Origin of the sequence: Deefgea piscis (genome assembly GCF_013284055.1) — a bacterium.
Taxonomy (GTDB): Bacteria; Pseudomonadota; Gammaproteobacteria; order Burkholderiales; family Chitinibacteraceae; genus Deefgea; species Deefgea piscis.
The window spans coordinates 369,046-383,063 of the sequence record NZ_CP054143.1; the positions used below are offsets into that span (position 1 = coordinate 369,046).

Sequence of the window (14,018 nt, forward strand, 5' to 3'; positions counted from 1 at the left end):
CACCGCTAAGCCTTTGAATACGTTATACTTCTGCCCCTTCGCCTGACTTGCTCTGGATTGCATTATGCTTTTGCCGCACCAACTTGAATTACTTGCCCCTGCCAAAACTGCCGAAATTGCGCGAGAAGCGATCTTGCACGGCGCAGATGCGGTGTATATCGGCGGCCCAAGCTTTGGCGCGCGGCATAATGCCAGCAATCCGATTGAAGACATCAGTGCCTTGGTGCAATTCGCGCATCGTTATCATTCGCGCGTGTTTGTTACGCTCAATACCATCTTGCACGACAACGAACTTGAACCCGCGCGTCAGCAAATTATTCAGCTGTATGAAGCCGGTGTGGATGCGCTGATTGTGCAAGACATGGGCGTACTCAAACTCGACATTCCGCCGATCCAGCTGCACGCCAGTACGCAATGCGATATTCGTAATCCGGCCAAGGCCAAGTTTTTGTCCGACGTAGGATTTTCGCAGATCGTATTGGCGCGTGAATTGGGCGTAAAGCAAATCCGCGAAATCAGCGCGGCCATTGGCGACACGGCGACGATTGAATACTTTATCCACGGCGCGCTGTGCGTGGCGTTTTCTGGGCAATGCAATATCAGCCACGCGGCGACCAATCGCAGCGCCAATCGCGGCGATTGCTCGCAAGCTTGCCGCCTGCCCTACACGCTGACCGATCATAAAGGCCAAGTGGTGGCGTTTGATAAGCATTTGCTGTCGATGAAAGACAATGATCAAACCGATAATTTGGCGCTACTGGTCGACGCCGGTGTGCGCTCGTTCAAAATCGAAGGCCGTTATAAAGATGCGCAATACGTTAAAAACATCACCGCGCATTATCGCCAGCACCTTGATGCCATTTTGGAACAACGTCCTGACCTCGCACCGGCATCGAGTGGTCGCAGCAAGATTTTCTTTACGCCAAATGTCGATAAAACCTTCCACCGTGGCCATACCGATTATTTCGCAACGGAACGTAAAACCGATATCGGCGCATTTGATTCGCCCAAATACGTTGGCCTGCCGGTGGGAACGATCACTCGCGTTACTGACAAGTTCTTTGAAATTGCACTGATCGACCCGAATGAGCCGCTAGCGAACGGCGATGGCCTGAATTATATGAAAAAGCGCGAAGTGGTCGGCGTGCAAGCCAATATCGTTGAGGCCATTCAATCCGCCACTCCCCACTCCCCACTCCCTGACACTTTCCGCGTCTTCCCCAATGAGGCCATGAGCGAGCTTGCTGGCCTCAAGGCAGGTATTGGCATGAACCGCAATCGGGATCATGCTTGGGAGCAGATACTGAATAAAAAATCCGCTGAACGCAAAATCGGTGTATGGCTTAATTTGTCTGAAACTGCGACTGGCCTTGCCCTCACCATCACCGATGCCGATGGCTGTACCGTGACCGTTGACGCGCCGATGGCGCTCGAGATTTCCCAGAATGCCGACAAAGCGTGGAGCGGTTTGATTGGCGGCCTTGGTAAACTCGGCAATACGATGTTTTATGCGGAAGACGTATCGCTGAACTTGAGCCAGCCTTGGCATGTCGCCGCCTCGGCAATTAATGCGCTACGCCGCGAAGCAGTTGAGCAATTGGAAATCGCTCGCGTTGCCGCTTGGCCCAAGCAAGAACGTAAAGTGCCAGTTGAACCACCGGCGATTTATCCTGATGAAACGCTGTCGTTTTTGGGTAATGTATATAACAAGAAAGCGCGCGAGTTTTATCAACAGCACGGCGTAAAACTGATCGCCGCCGCGTATGAAGCGCACGAAGAAGCCGGCGAAGTGCCGTTAATGATTACCAAGCATTGTCTGCGGTTTTCGTTTGAACTCTGCCCGAAACAAGCCAAAGGCGTGATTGGTGTCAAAGGTCAAATCAAGGCCGAGCCGATGACATTAGCCAACGACAAAGAAAGCTATACGCTGGTGTTTGATTGCAAACCGTGCGAAATGCATGTGATGGGCAAAATGAAACCGCATATTTTAAAATCGCCGCCACCGTCGATTATTCCAGTGCAAACCATTACCTTTCACAAAGCCAAGCCTGAGCCTGAAGGCTATAGCCATTAAACAACGCCGCAAAAAAATGCCGCCCTAGCGGTAATGCCGTTCACTTAAGCCAAGTGAACGGCATTTTTTTTCCTCGATTTCATTGCAGGTATCGCTTTTGACGCAAAGGTACAGAGAAAATCAACTGAAAAACCCTGATTTTCCTCCGCGCCTCTGCGTCAGGTTTTCAGGGTTTGTCGTTAAGTGAACTGTATTTCGCCCTAGCGGCATTTTTTTAAGCTTGAGGTTCAGTTTGATCCGAACCCTGCGGATTGCGCCATGGCGGCAAGGGGGCATATTGCGCCAGTAATTGGCTCACGCGCTCAACGCCATCGGCGGATCCCACCAGTGATGCCGGCGACATGCCATTGAGCTCTAAATGCGGGCAGGTAATCCACTTCACCACGGTATTTAAATCACCCAATTTATGCTCAGCCATATCAATGACCGGCAGCCAAGGCAACAATATTTGCGGCTCAAATTGCACCACCGCCATTAAATCGGCATGCAAATCAGGCTGCCCAGCCAGCTCTCGCTCGAGCAATTCAAAAAAAATACCGATTCGGGTTAAATCCATCATTGCCTCTGCTGCGCTTGGTTCTACTGCGGTTTAGATCTATGCTGCCTTCGCTATAAGCCTTCCGTTTTTCGGCAAGGAACGAATCGATGTCCCCGCTCTTAATAACGCGCCATATTCGGCTCAACATCATTGGCCCACGCCGCAATGCCACCGTCTAAATTAATCATATTTTCAAAACCTTGCCGTTCCAAAAATCCAGCCACTTGATAACTACGCACGCCGTGATGGCAAATCACCACGTAAGTGGCGTCCGGATCTAAACGCGTTTGTTCACTTGGAATGTGATTCATCGGCACATTTTGACTGCCGCTAATTTGGCATAAAGCCACTTCCCATGGTTCGCGAACGTCCAATAAATGAGGCGCTGCACGGTTTGAGTCTTGCAGCCAGAGATAAAGATCATTCGGATTAATATGTTGCATTTTTACTGCCCTTTGCATGCCACGACAACGCAAAAATACTGCGTTGCGTATTTAAAATCGATTCAGTTTGAGCGCCAGAGATCGCGACTCACCCCCAAGTTGGCTGACCAATCCTTTAGCGTAATAGCGAGTACATCGATGACCAGCAGACCACGATGCAAACCCACTTTGGCGCAACGATTTGGCGCATGGCGCGCAAATTAAATCAGTTTCCGGCTAGAGGCAATCAATTTAATTGATTACCATGGCCGCTACTCGCTGTCGCTAGCCTTTTTTGGAGTTGTCATGACTTATCTTTATAGCTTATTCGCCCTTAGCATTGGCCTGATTATTCCACTGCAGGCGGCCATTAATAACCAACTCAAATCCGTAATCGGGCACAGTACTTTGCTGGCAGCCTTAGTGTCTTTCTCGGTGGGTACGCTGGCCCTACTTTGCATCAGTCTGGCGACGGGGCAAAAAATCAGCGCACTGGCGCAACTACCGAAAGCCGAGCCGTGGATGCTGCTGGGGGGCTTACTGGGCGCGGTCTTTGTTTTTGGCACGACGTTGATTGCGCCTAAACTCGGCGCAGCGACGATGTTGTCGCTCATTATCACTGGGCAAATTATTGCCTCAATGCTGTTTGATCGATTTGGCTGGTTTGCCATGCCGATGAAAGATTTAAGCTGGCCACGCTTACTCGGCGCAGCCTTGATTATTATTGGCGTAGTCTTGGTGAACTTTGGCAATGATTGGCTTAATGCCAAGCCTTAAACGTAGGCTTGCTAAATCACATTACTTTCCTTTAGTCATACTTTTGAATAACCACGCAAAAACTTTCAATTGTAGAAATATTTCGTATTAAATCAATACATTACTGACACTTTTATCAATTCACTAGTCATTTTCATCCCCAGAATATTAATATGTTTTTGCTTACAAAAATCGAGTCAAACAGCAATCGTTTGCTGGCATCGTGAACTTGCCACTGAACGAATGCTGCTCTTCGATGATTTTTGTAATTTAAAAACAGCACTCGGCGGCGTCACCGATCGAAGTGCAATAAAAGGATGGAGACGGTATGTCAGAAATGAATCGTTGGATGTTGGCGGCAATCCCCGCCATGATGATCAGTGCTTATGCCCATGCTACACCGGCATGGAGCGAAGGCAGTACTTACAATGCAGGTACCATCGTCAGTTACAAAGGACTTAATTACAGCGCCCTCGTTACGCACACCGCTTACGTTGGCGCCGGCTGGACGCCGGATACCACCGCCACGCTATGGAAAGTAGCGGCCAATAGCAGCACCGCACCGACGGCCCAACCTAGCCCTAGCCCGACCGCCTCACCGACGGCGACCCAAACACCTGCGCCAACACCAACGCCAAGCATTGCGCCCACGGCAACACCGACCACCGCCCCCACGACACCAAGTAATTGCAGCACAACGTGGAATAGCGCCACCGCCTATCAAGGTGGACAGCGCGTGGTATATAACAACATCACTTTTGAAGCCAAATGGTGGGTACAAGGCACGATCCCATCGACCACCGACCAATGGGGTCCATGGAAAAACTTAGGCAGCTGCAACGGCGCGACGCCGACACCGACGGTAAAACCAACGGCGACACCAACCGCAACGCCGACTGCAACACCAACTGCAACACCGACTGCAACACCAACTGCAACACCAACTGCAACACCGACAGCAACACCGACAGCAACGCCAAGTTCAGTACCAACGGCAACGCCGACCAGCAGCCCAGTGGCCGCCTACAAGCCGCAAATTAGCTATGTTGCCGCACCAGCAGGCTATCCAAGCGCAGAACAATTTAGCGCCGCTGAGCGTGCTTTGTACGCCCAAGCCGGATCTGACAGCCAAACCATCGATCGAATTCGCGCAGCGCTACAAGTTCGCCCCGACAATATTGTGAATGCTGTTAGCCCAGGCGCAGCGAGCAATCCGGACAACGTTAAACGCGTTGAACGGGTATTGAGCTTGGCGAAATTTGATTATTTCTTCCCCGTTCGCAATGTGAAATACACCTACGATAGCCTGCTCAAAGGCGTGGCTAAATTCCCAGCCTATTGCGCAACGTATACCGATGGCCGTGATTCTGATTTGATTTGTAAAAAACTGCTGGCCACCTCGTTTGCTCACTTTGCACAAGAAACTGGCGCCAACTGGCCTTCACTCACGCCTGCCGTTGCGCGCGGTTATCCTGAGCAAAATAATGCCGTGTTAGCCACACTCGAGCAAAACGTCGCGATCCCGACCTTCCGCCAAGGTTTATGGTTCTTGCGTGAGCAAGGCATGGTCGAAGGCAACGGCACAGGCGGTTATCAAGACTGCTTTAACGGTGCCGGTAGCTCGATTTTCTCGATTTTCTACCCTTGCAGCAAAAATGCCCAAGGCCAAAACCTGAGCTATTTTGGTCGTGGCTCCAAGCAACTCTCGTGGAATTACAACTACGGCCCATTCAGTAAATCACTGTATGGCGATGTGAATGTTTTACTCGATAAACCCGAATTGGTTGCCGATACTTCGCTCAATTTTGCCTCAGCGATTTGGTTTGCGGTGTATCCACAGTCACCAAAACCACCGATGACTTGGGTGATTGACGGCACTTGGGTGCCCAATCAAGTGGACGCAGCCAACAATATGAAACCGGGCTTTGGTGCCACCACCTACATCATTAACGGTGGCATTGAATGCGGTAAAGGCAGCGAAGTCTCGCAATCGCTCAATCGGATTGCGGCGTATAAAGAGTTCACCAAAGAACTTGGCATCGACATTACCGGTGAGCAGCTCACGTGTGGCAATTCAAAAGGCTTTACCGATGGCTCGGCAGCAGCCACCAAAACTTATTTGGATAAAGGCTGGAATTACAACCCGAATAATCCGGGCGGCGTAGCATGGTCATGCCAATTAGCCACTTACCAAACGCCGTTTAGCCTGGCCAATCCGGGTGATTATCAAGCCTGCGTTGATTACTTCTTCCGTGGCCAAGTGAAATTTAATGGCCAAATCGTCATCGACAACAGCAAATAAGCAATCAGCAACGCAGTAATACCCACAAAAAACGCCGTTCACTGAAATTGTGAACGGCGTTTTTTTTATCAAGCGAATGACTCGATCAACCTAGACTCAGCGTATACATAGGCATTGCTAATCGCATTGGCACTGCTGCAAGCTGATGTGACAACCGTGCCGCAGGCATTTCAAACCAGCAACAAGCAATTGAAACTTTATTAACGGGTATACCTGTTTAGACTTTATCAAAAATAAGCCACAGAGAAATACCCCTATACCAAACCTTTTTGCTGCGCCCAAAATACGCCAGCAATGGTTTTAGCATCGGTAATGCTGCCATCGAGTACGCCAGCGATCAGCTCAGGCATACTCATCGTAATGCTTTCTAAAAATTCACCATCATCGAGCTGACGCTCTCCGGCGGTTAAGTCTCGCGCCAAATACAATTTAATTTCTTCGTCGGTATACGAAATAATTGGGTGAATCACCCCCAGATATTCCCAAGACGCGGCGCTATAACCGGTTTCTTCGAATAATTCGCGCTGCGCGCAAGCCAAAGGATCTTCGCCAGCGTCGAGTTTACCGGCCGGAAACTCGATAAACACCCGATCTAATGGATAACGAAATTGCCGCTCAAGCAATAATCGGCCATCGGCTAGCTGTGGAATCACCATCACCGCGCCTGGGTGCTTAATATATTCACGCGTTGCCGTGCTGCCATCGGGCAAACGCACGGTATCGCAAAAAGCGTTGAGCAATTTGCCTTTAAATAAGGGCTGGCTAGAGAGCGTTTCTTCGATTAAATGGCGATCTACTGACATGATATTGATCCATAAAAAAGGCGACCTTGCGGCCGCCCAGTTTAACGCGTTTTGTAAGGCATAAAGCAAAAGTTGGCTGTCAGCCTTACCTGACTTTGTCATAAAACAGCTTATGAGTGCTTAAAGCTTGACCGCCTGCGTATGCCAAATCCGATCGGCGTATTCTTGAATCGTTCGATCCGATGAGAAATGCCCCATTGCCGCCACATTTAAAATGGCTTTTCGCGCCCAAAGATCGGGTTTCGCAAATAGCGCATCCACTTTGGCCTGCATGGCGACATAGGCTTCAAAATCAGCCAATAATTGATAATGATCGCCCCAATTGACCAAGGTATCAAAAATCACCCGATAGCGCTCTGGCTCGCTCGGGCTAAAAAATCCCGACGCCAACATATTAAGCGTATCGCGTAGCGCTTTATTGTTTTCATAAATACTGCGCGGATTGTAGCCATCACGGCGTAATGCGCTGACTTCTTCGCTGGTATTGCCAAAAATAAACATATTATCGCCGCCAATCGCCTCTTGCATTTCCACATTGGCACCATCCAATGTACCAATGGTTAATGCACCATTAAGGGCAAATTTCATATTGCCAGTGCCAGAAGCTTCGGTACCGGCGGTGGAGATTTGCTCAGATAAATCGGCGGCAGGAATAATAATTTCGGCCAAACTCACGCTGTAATTGGGTAAAAACACCACCTTTAATCGATCACCAATGCGCTCATCATTATTAATTTTAATCCCAACATCATTAATGAGTTGAATGATCAATTTGGCCATATGGTAGGCCGACGCTGCTTTACCAGCAAAAATCACCACGCGCGGTTGCCATTTTTTATCTGGCTCAGCCAAGATTTGGTTATATCGCGTAATCACATGCAATACATTGAGTAATTGCCGCTTGTATTCATGGATTCGTTTTACTTGTACATCAAATAAAGCGTTTGGATTAATCACACCGCCTAAAGTACGCGCCACATACATGGCTAAACGTTTTTTATTGGCTAATTTAGCCGCGCGAAACTCAGCCACAAACAGAGGAAAATCAGCGTGTGTTTTGAGCTCAACTAATTCATTTAAATTAGCGCGCCAAGTTTGGCCTATGGCTTTATCGATTAAATGCGATAATTCAGGGTTGGCCAAAGCCAGCCAACGGCGCGGTGTCACGCCATTGGTCACATTGGTAAATCGATCTGGATACAAGCGCGCAAAATCAGCAAAAATCGATTCAACCATCAGCGCGGAGTGCAATGCCGACACACCATTCACTTGATGGCTGGCAATCACCGCCAAATACGCCATCCTGACTTTTCTCTCGCCATGCTCGTCGATTAACGACACGCGACGTAAAAAGTCAAAATCATTCGGGATCATTAAAGCGACTTCTTTTAAAAAAGCCTCATTTAAATCAAAAATAATTTTTAAATGCCGAGGCAATAATCGCCCCAGCATATTCACATCCCAAGTCTCTAACGCCTCAGACATTAAAGTGTGATTGGTATAGCTAAATACTTTACCGGTAATCGCCCATGCTTCACGCCATTCATAATGATAATCATCAATTAATAAGCGCATTAACTCCGGAATCGCCAACACCGGATGAGTATCATTTAAATGAATCGCGACTTTATCAGCTAAATGATCCAAATTTTCATGGGTGCTTAAATAGCGATGAATAATATCTTGCAAACTCGCCGCAACAAAAAAATACTCTTGCCGTAAACGCAATTCTTTACCGACCAAGGTAGAATCATCGGGATATAACACTCGTGAGACGTTTTCAGAGAGATTTTTTTCTTCCACCGCCGAGAAATAATCGCCCTGATTAAACTTAGATAAATTAATTTCACGCGTAGAGCGCGCCGTCCACAGCCGCAAAGTATTGGTCGATTTAGTGGCAAACCCCGGAATAATAATATCGTGCGCCACCGCCAAAACATCGTGCTGGCTATCAAGCCAGCGCACACTGCTACCTTCTTGCTCGAGTCGACCACCAAAACGCACGCGGTAACACACTTCATCACGAGGGAAATCGACAATATTGACCGATCCCAACCAAGTATCCGGTACTTCAACTTGGCGGCCTTCAATAATGCGCTGCTTAAACATACCAAATTGATAGCGTATGCCGTAGCCCATACCCGGAATACCCAAGGTCGCCATCGAATCTAAAAAACACGCCGCCAAACGCCCTAAACCACCATTGCCCAACGCCGCATCGGGCTCTAAACCGACTAATTCATCGTAATCAACGCCCATATCATCGAGCGCAGTGCGCACCACGTCTTCCATATCCAGCGCCAATAAGGCATTAGATAAGGCGCGACCAATCAAAAACTCCATCGATAAGTAATACACCCGCTTTAAGTCTTGCGAATATTGCGCTCGGGTCGTTTCCATCCAGCGCTCGACCATTTGATCGCGCACCGCTAAAAACGTTGCCTCCATCCAGTCTTTGGGCTGCGCGGCACGCGGGTCTTTGCCAATGGAGTACATTAATTTATTGGCAATGGCTTTTTTCATGCTTTCGGCATCATACAAAGCCGTCGAGTCATATTGGAAAGGCAAACTCATGGTCGAACTCCCAAACGAAAACGATTTCAATATCGCCTTAAGCGCACAAATAATCAGCGATTGCGCGCCAGCTAAGCGCCTAAGCTACGGTATAAATCATGGTATTGCATGGCTGCACTATGCCAGCCAAAGTCAGTGCGCATTGCTTCTTGCCGCACCGCCTTCCAATCTTTAGGTCTGGCCCACAAAGCAAAAATACGCCGAATACCCTGGGTGAGTTCTTCTTTAGAGAAGCCATTAAATACCGCGCCGGTGGCAATACCGTCTTGTAGGTTTTCTAAAGAACAATCAATCACCGTGTCGCTCAAGCCACCCACACGGCGCACCAAAGGTAGCGCGCCATATTTCAAGCCGTAGAGCTGCGTTAAACCACAAGGCTCAAAGCGACTAGGCACCATCATCACATCACTACCGGCCATGATTTGATGCGAAAACGCTTCGTCGTAGCCGATTTTTACCGCCACTTGCTGGGGATTGTCGGCGGCAGCAGCGACAAAAGCCGCTTCCATTGCAGCGTCGCCACTACCCAGCAACACAAACTGACCGCCGCGATCGGTGATTTCCTTGAGCGCGGCCAACACCAAGTGCAAACCTTTTTGCTCGGTTAAACGGCTAACGACGGCAAATAACGGTTTTTCTGTGGCGTGCTCTAAACCCATCAGCGCTTGTAATGCCGCTTTACATTTGGCTTTGCCGGTTAATTTATCCACGCTATAGTTCGCGGCAATCAAGGCGTCGCTCTCTGGGTGCCACACGGCTTCATCAACGCCATTTAAAATGCCCGACAATACGTCTTGCCGCGCACGCAATAAGCCATCTAAGCCACAACCTTGCTCAGGCGTGCTAATTTCTTGGGCATACGTTGGCGATACCGTGGTGATTCGGTCGGCGTAATAAATCCCCGCTTTCATAAACGAAATTTGTCCATGAAATTCCAGCCCATTTAATGCAAAAAAATGCGCGGGTAATTCAAGCTGCGCAAATTGATGAGCCGGAAAAATCCCCTGATAGGCTAAATTATGAATCGTAAATACGCTCGTAGCCGGACGCCCAGCTGCGGCCAAATACGCCGGCACTAAACCGGCGTGCCAGTCATGCGCGTGCACAATGGCCGGTCGCCAATAGGTATCGATGCCTTCAGCAATACGCGTCGCCACCCAACCCAAGAGCGCAAACCGCAGATGATTATCGGCATATGGATGATGGTTGCCATCTTGATATGGATTACCACCGCGCGCGTATAAATGCGGTGCATCGATGACATACACGCCAATATCATCTGGCGTGCGGCCAAATTTCAAACCGATCTTGCCAGCAAACGTCTCCAATGTGGCGACATCACTCACTGCCGTTAATCCGGCCAATATCGAAGGGAAACCCGGCAATAAAACGCGAACATCGCAAGCCAAAGGCGCTAAAGCCAATGGCAATGCCCCCGAGACATCCGCCAAACCACCGGTTTTGAGTAATGGAAACATTTCGGCACAGACGTGGAGTACTCGCATTTCGCTCATCCTTATGATTGTTGCGCTGCGGATGATGCCAACTTGACCAGCATATCCCGCGTCACCAAAACAACGCCGGTTTCGGTGCGATGAAAGCGGCGCTCATCGTCTTCGGCGTTTTCACCAATAATGGTGTTTTCGGGAATTTCGCATGCACGGTCAATAATGCAGCGCCGAATGCGCGAACCGCGGCCGATCACCACTTGCGGCAAAATCACCGTTGAATCAATGGTGCAAAATGAATGAATTCGCACTTGTGAAAACAGCACCGAATTAATCACCAGCGAGCCCGAAACAATACAACCGCCCGAAACCAAAGAATTGAGCGTCATGCCGTGGCTACCATTGCGATCTTGCACAAATTTGGCGGGCGGCAATTGCTCTTGCAGCGTCCAGATTGGCCAATCGGTGTCATACACATCGAGTTCTGGCGTGACGGAGGCCAAATCTAAATTGGCCGCCCAATACGCATCCACGGTACCGACATCGCGCCAGTACGGCTCACCGCTGGACTCGGTCATCACGCACGACAAACTAAACGGATGCGCAAAAGCCTTGCCCTCTAAAACACTTTTGGGAATTAAATCTTTGCCAAAATCATGGCTAGAACCAGCCAAAACAATATCTTCTTCAAGTAAGCGCTCTAAATAACGGGTATTAAAGATATACACGCCCATTGAGGCCAAAGAGACATTGTCATTACCCGGCATGGCGGGTGGCGATTCGGGTTTTTCGATAAAATCGATGATTTTTCGCGACTCATCAACCGCCATCACGCCAAACGCACTTGCCTCGGCGCGTGGCACTTCGATACAAGCGACGGTGACTTCAGCGCCAAGCAATACATGGTCGACCAGCATCCGTGAGTAATCCATTTTATAAATGTGATCACCCGCCAAAATCACCACGTATTCGGAACGATAGGTGCGCAAAATATCTAAGTTTTGATAAATCGCATCAGCCGTTCCACGATACCAATGCGCTTCGTCCACCCGCTGCTGCGCGGGCAGCACATCAACAAATTCATTCATTTCATTGCGTAAAAAAGACCAGCCGCGCTGTAAATGTCGCATTAAAGAATGCGATTTATATTGCGTAATCACGCCAATTCGGCGCACGCCCGAATTAATGCAATTAGATAAAGCAAAATCAATAATGCGAAACTTACCGCCAAAATACACCCCGGGCTTGGCGCGATGATCGGTCAATTGCTTAAGCCGAGAACCGCGCCCGCCCGCCAACACCAGCGCCACCGCACGGCTAGGTAATTGACGCGCTAAAGTGGCTTTATCTATCAATTGCATTTCCATGGGTCTTGCTCCGTGTTATTGAGGCGCTGCGCAGTTTCAAGTACCTGCCATTGCAGGCACTTGAAGCATCAGTCCGTAAAACGAGTCCGTTTAAGTCACAACGGTTGCCGCCTCGCGGCCTGTGCGCGCTTTGATTTGCGCCAATTGCTCGGCAATGGCAATTAATCCCGCCAAAGCGGTTTGCGTTGGCACGGTATGCCCAGCAGGATCGGAGACGAATTTTTCGAGGTAAACACGTAGCGTTGCGCCATCCGTGCCGGTGCCCGACAAGCGAAACACCACACGGCTGCCATCGGTCATCACCACGCGAATGCCTTGCTGCTCGCTGCGTGAACCATCAATCGGGTCGTCATAAGCAAAATCATCGGCCAGCTGCACCGTAAATTCACCAAGGGTTTGCCCCGCCAAAGTCGGCAACTGACGGCGTAAATGCGCCATCAAGTCGTTCGCTGCTAGCGTATCGAGCGCTTCGTAATCATGCCGCGAATAAAAATGCCGGCCATATTCTTGCCAATGCTGCTGCACAATGGTTTGAACCGACTGCCCAGTCACGGCGAGCAAATTGAGCCAAAACAGCACCGCCCACACGCCGTCTTTTTCGCGCACATGATCTGAGCCCGTGCCATAGCTTTCTTCGCCGCACAAAGTCACTTGGCCAGCATCAAGCAAATTGCCAAAAAACTTCCAGCCAGTTGGTGTTTCAAAGCAAGCAATACCGCGTTTTTTAGCGACGGCATCCACCGCGCACGACGTAGGCATTGAGCGCGCTACGCCGGCAATACCCCGCGTATAGCCTTTAATTTTCTCGGCATTGGCCGCCATCACCGCCAAACTATCGGACGGGGTGACAATAAAATGCCGGCCTAAAATCATATTGCGATCAGCATCGCCATCACTGGCGGCGCCAAAATCAGACACAACGCTACCGCGCTCGCCAAATAAATGCGCCACCAAATCATCGGCATACACTGGATTGGGGTCCGGATGTAAACCACCAAAATCGGGAAGCGGAATGCCATTCACCACGGTGCCTTGCGGTGCGCCGAGCAAATCCTCAAGAATGCGTTTGGCGTACGGGCCAGACGCGGCGGACATCGCGTCAAATCGCATCTGATGTCCAGCAGCAAACCAAGCGCGAATCGCGTCAAAATCAAACAAATCGGCCATCAATTCGGCGTAATCGGCAACGGAATCGAGCACTACCACCTGCATATTGCCAAGGGTATATTCACCAACTACATCAATATCAAGATCTGCAGCTGTATACGTCTTGTATTGGTTGATGGTTGTCGTGCGGGTATAAATTGCTTCGGTGATTTTTTCGGGTGCTGGCCCGCCATTATTGACGTTGTATTTGATACCAAAATCGCCATCGGGCCCGCCTGGATTGTGCGAAGCCGATAAAACGATGCCGCCAACTGCAGCATATTTGCGAATAATGCAGCTCACTGCTGGCGTTGAGAGCAAACCTGCTTGCCCCACCAACACCTTGGCAACGCCATTGGCGGCGGCCATTTTTAAAATGGTCTGCACTGCAACGCGATTATAAAAACGACCATCGCCGCCCAGCACCAGCGTGGCGCCGTTTAATTCGGGCACCACATCAAAGATCGCTTGTACGAAGTTTTCTAAGTAATGCGCTTGCTGAAATACCGTTACTTTTTTACGTAAACCTGAAGTACCAGGACGTTGACCAGCATAAGGCTGGCTTGCTACGGTTAAAACACTCATTCG

At 49.6% G+C, this 14,018-nt stretch carries 10 protein-coding genes; 3 read left to right on the forward strand and 7 right to left on the reverse strand.

The window, feature by feature from the left end; genetic code table 11:
• The first annotated feature begins 64 nt into the window (after window positions 1-64).
• Window positions 65-2,074, forward strand: coding sequence for a peptidase U32 family protein (locus HQN60_RS01850; protein WP_308419418.1), 2,010 nt, complete (start codon window positions 65-67; stop codon window positions 2,072-2,074).
• A gap of 214 nt (window positions 2,075-2,288) precedes the next feature.
• Here the strand turns inward: HQN60_RS01850 and HQN60_RS01855 are convergent, their stop codons facing one another.
• Both HQN60_RS01855 and HQN60_RS01860 read right to left on the reverse strand, forming a co-directional pair.
• Window positions 2,289-2,633 (reverse strand): antitoxin Xre/MbcA/ParS toxin-binding domain-containing protein, encoded by a 345-nt coding sequence (locus tag HQN60_RS01855; protein WP_173532092.1) that lies wholly within the window; start codon window positions 2,631-2,633, stop codon window positions 2,289-2,291.
• Between the two features lie 98 nt (window positions 2,634-2,731).
• Window positions 2,732-3,055, reverse strand: coding sequence for a rhodanese-like domain-containing protein (locus HQN60_RS01860; RefSeq protein ID WP_173532093.1), 324 nt, complete (start codon window positions 3,053-3,055; stop codon window positions 2,732-2,734).
• Window positions 3,056-3,340: 285 nt separating this feature from the next.
• On the opposite strand from HQN60_RS01860, the gene HQN60_RS01865 reads away from it, so the two are divergent.
• The gene (locus HQN60_RS01865; RefSeq protein ID WP_173532094.1) at window positions 3,341-3,811 is read left to right on the forward strand and encodes a DMT family transporter; all 471 of its coding nucleotides are present in this window, start codon (window positions 3,341-3,343) and stop codon (window positions 3,809-3,811) included.
• A gap of 307 nt (window positions 3,812-4,118) precedes the next feature.
• On the forward strand, window positions 4,119-6,092 hold the full coding sequence (locus tag HQN60_RS01870; RefSeq protein ID WP_217390194.1) for a glycoside hydrolase family 19 protein: 1,974 nt from the start codon (window positions 4,119-4,121) through the stop codon (window positions 6,090-6,092).
• A gap of 254 nt (window positions 6,093-6,346) precedes the next feature.
• Here HQN60_RS01870 and HQN60_RS01875 read toward each other — a convergent pair whose 3' ends face one another.
• The 5 genes from HQN60_RS01875 to HQN60_RS01895 all read right to left on the reverse strand — a co-directional run bounded on the left by HQN60_RS01875 (window position 6,347) and on the right by HQN60_RS01895 (window position 14,015).
• Entirely contained in the window at window positions 6,347-6,895 is a 549-nt protein-coding gene (locus HQN60_RS01875; RefSeq protein ID WP_173532095.1) for an NUDIX domain-containing protein, read from the reverse strand.
• A gap of 120 nt (window positions 6,896-7,015) precedes the next feature.
• Complete coding sequence (locus HQN60_RS01880) at window positions 7,016-9,469, reverse strand: glycogen/starch/alpha-glucan phosphorylase (protein ID WP_173532096.1); 2,454 nt, start codon at window positions 9,467-9,469, stop codon at window positions 7,016-7,018.
• Window positions 9,470-9,540: 71 nt separating this feature from the next.
• On the reverse strand, window positions 9,541-10,974 hold the full coding sequence (gene glgA, locus HQN60_RS01885) for a glycogen synthase GlgA (RefSeq protein WP_173532097.1): 1,434 nt from the start codon (window positions 10,972-10,974) through the stop codon (window positions 9,541-9,543).
• A gap of 11 nt (window positions 10,975-10,985) precedes the next feature.
• A complete protein-coding gene (glgC, locus tag HQN60_RS01890; protein ID WP_173532098.1) occupies window positions 10,986-12,284 on the reverse strand; it encodes a glucose-1-phosphate adenylyltransferase in 1,299 nt (432 codons plus the stop codon).
• 90 nt (window positions 12,285-12,374) lie between these two features.
• Window positions 12,375-14,015 carry an alpha-D-glucose phosphate-specific phosphoglucomutase gene (locus tag HQN60_RS01895; protein ID WP_173532099.1) on the reverse strand — a complete coding sequence of 547 codons (1,641 nt, stop codon included), beginning with the start codon at window positions 14,013-14,015 and terminating at the stop codon, window positions 12,375-12,377.
• Between the last annotated feature and the right edge of the window lie 3 nt (window positions 14,016-14,018).

Bases quoted from the DNA above. Each gene is read 5' to 3' on its own strand.
- HQN60_RS01855 (WP_173532092.1), bottom strand. From the start codon at position 2,633: ATGATGGATTTAACCCGAATCGGTATTTTTTTTGAATTGCTCGAGCGA.
- glgA (WP_173532097.1), bottom strand. From the start codon at position 10,974: ATGCGAGTACTCCACGTCTGTGCCGAAATGTTTCCATTACTCAAAACC.
- HQN60_RS01875 (WP_173532095.1), bottom strand. From the start codon at position 6,895: ATGTCAGTAGATCGCCATTTAATCGAAGAAACGCTCTCTAGCCAGCCC.
- HQN60_RS01880 (WP_173532096.1), bottom strand. From the start codon at position 9,469: ATGAGTTTGCCTTTCCAATATGACTCGACGGCTTTGTATGATGCCGAA.
- HQN60_RS01870 (WP_217390194.1), top strand. From the start codon at position 4,119: ATGTCAGAAATGAATCGTTGGATGTTGGCGGCAATCCCCGCCATGATG.
- HQN60_RS01860 (WP_173532093.1), bottom strand. From the start codon at position 3,055: ATGCAACATATTAATCCGAATGATCTTTATCTCTGGCTGCAAGACTCA.
- HQN60_RS01865 (WP_173532094.1), top strand. From the start codon at position 3,341: ATGACTTATCTTTATAGCTTATTCGCCCTTAGCATTGGCCTGATTATT.
- HQN60_RS01895 (WP_173532099.1), bottom strand. From the start codon at position 14,015: ATGAGTGTTTTAACCGTAGCAAGCCAGCCTTATGCTGGTCAACGTCCT.
- HQN60_RS01850 (WP_308419418.1), top strand. From the start codon at position 65: ATGCTTTTGCCGCACCAACTTGAATTACTTGCCCCTGCCAAAACTGCC.
- glgC (WP_173532098.1), bottom strand. From the start codon at position 12,284: ATGGAAATGCAATTGATAGATAAAGCCACTTTAGCGCGTCAATTACCT.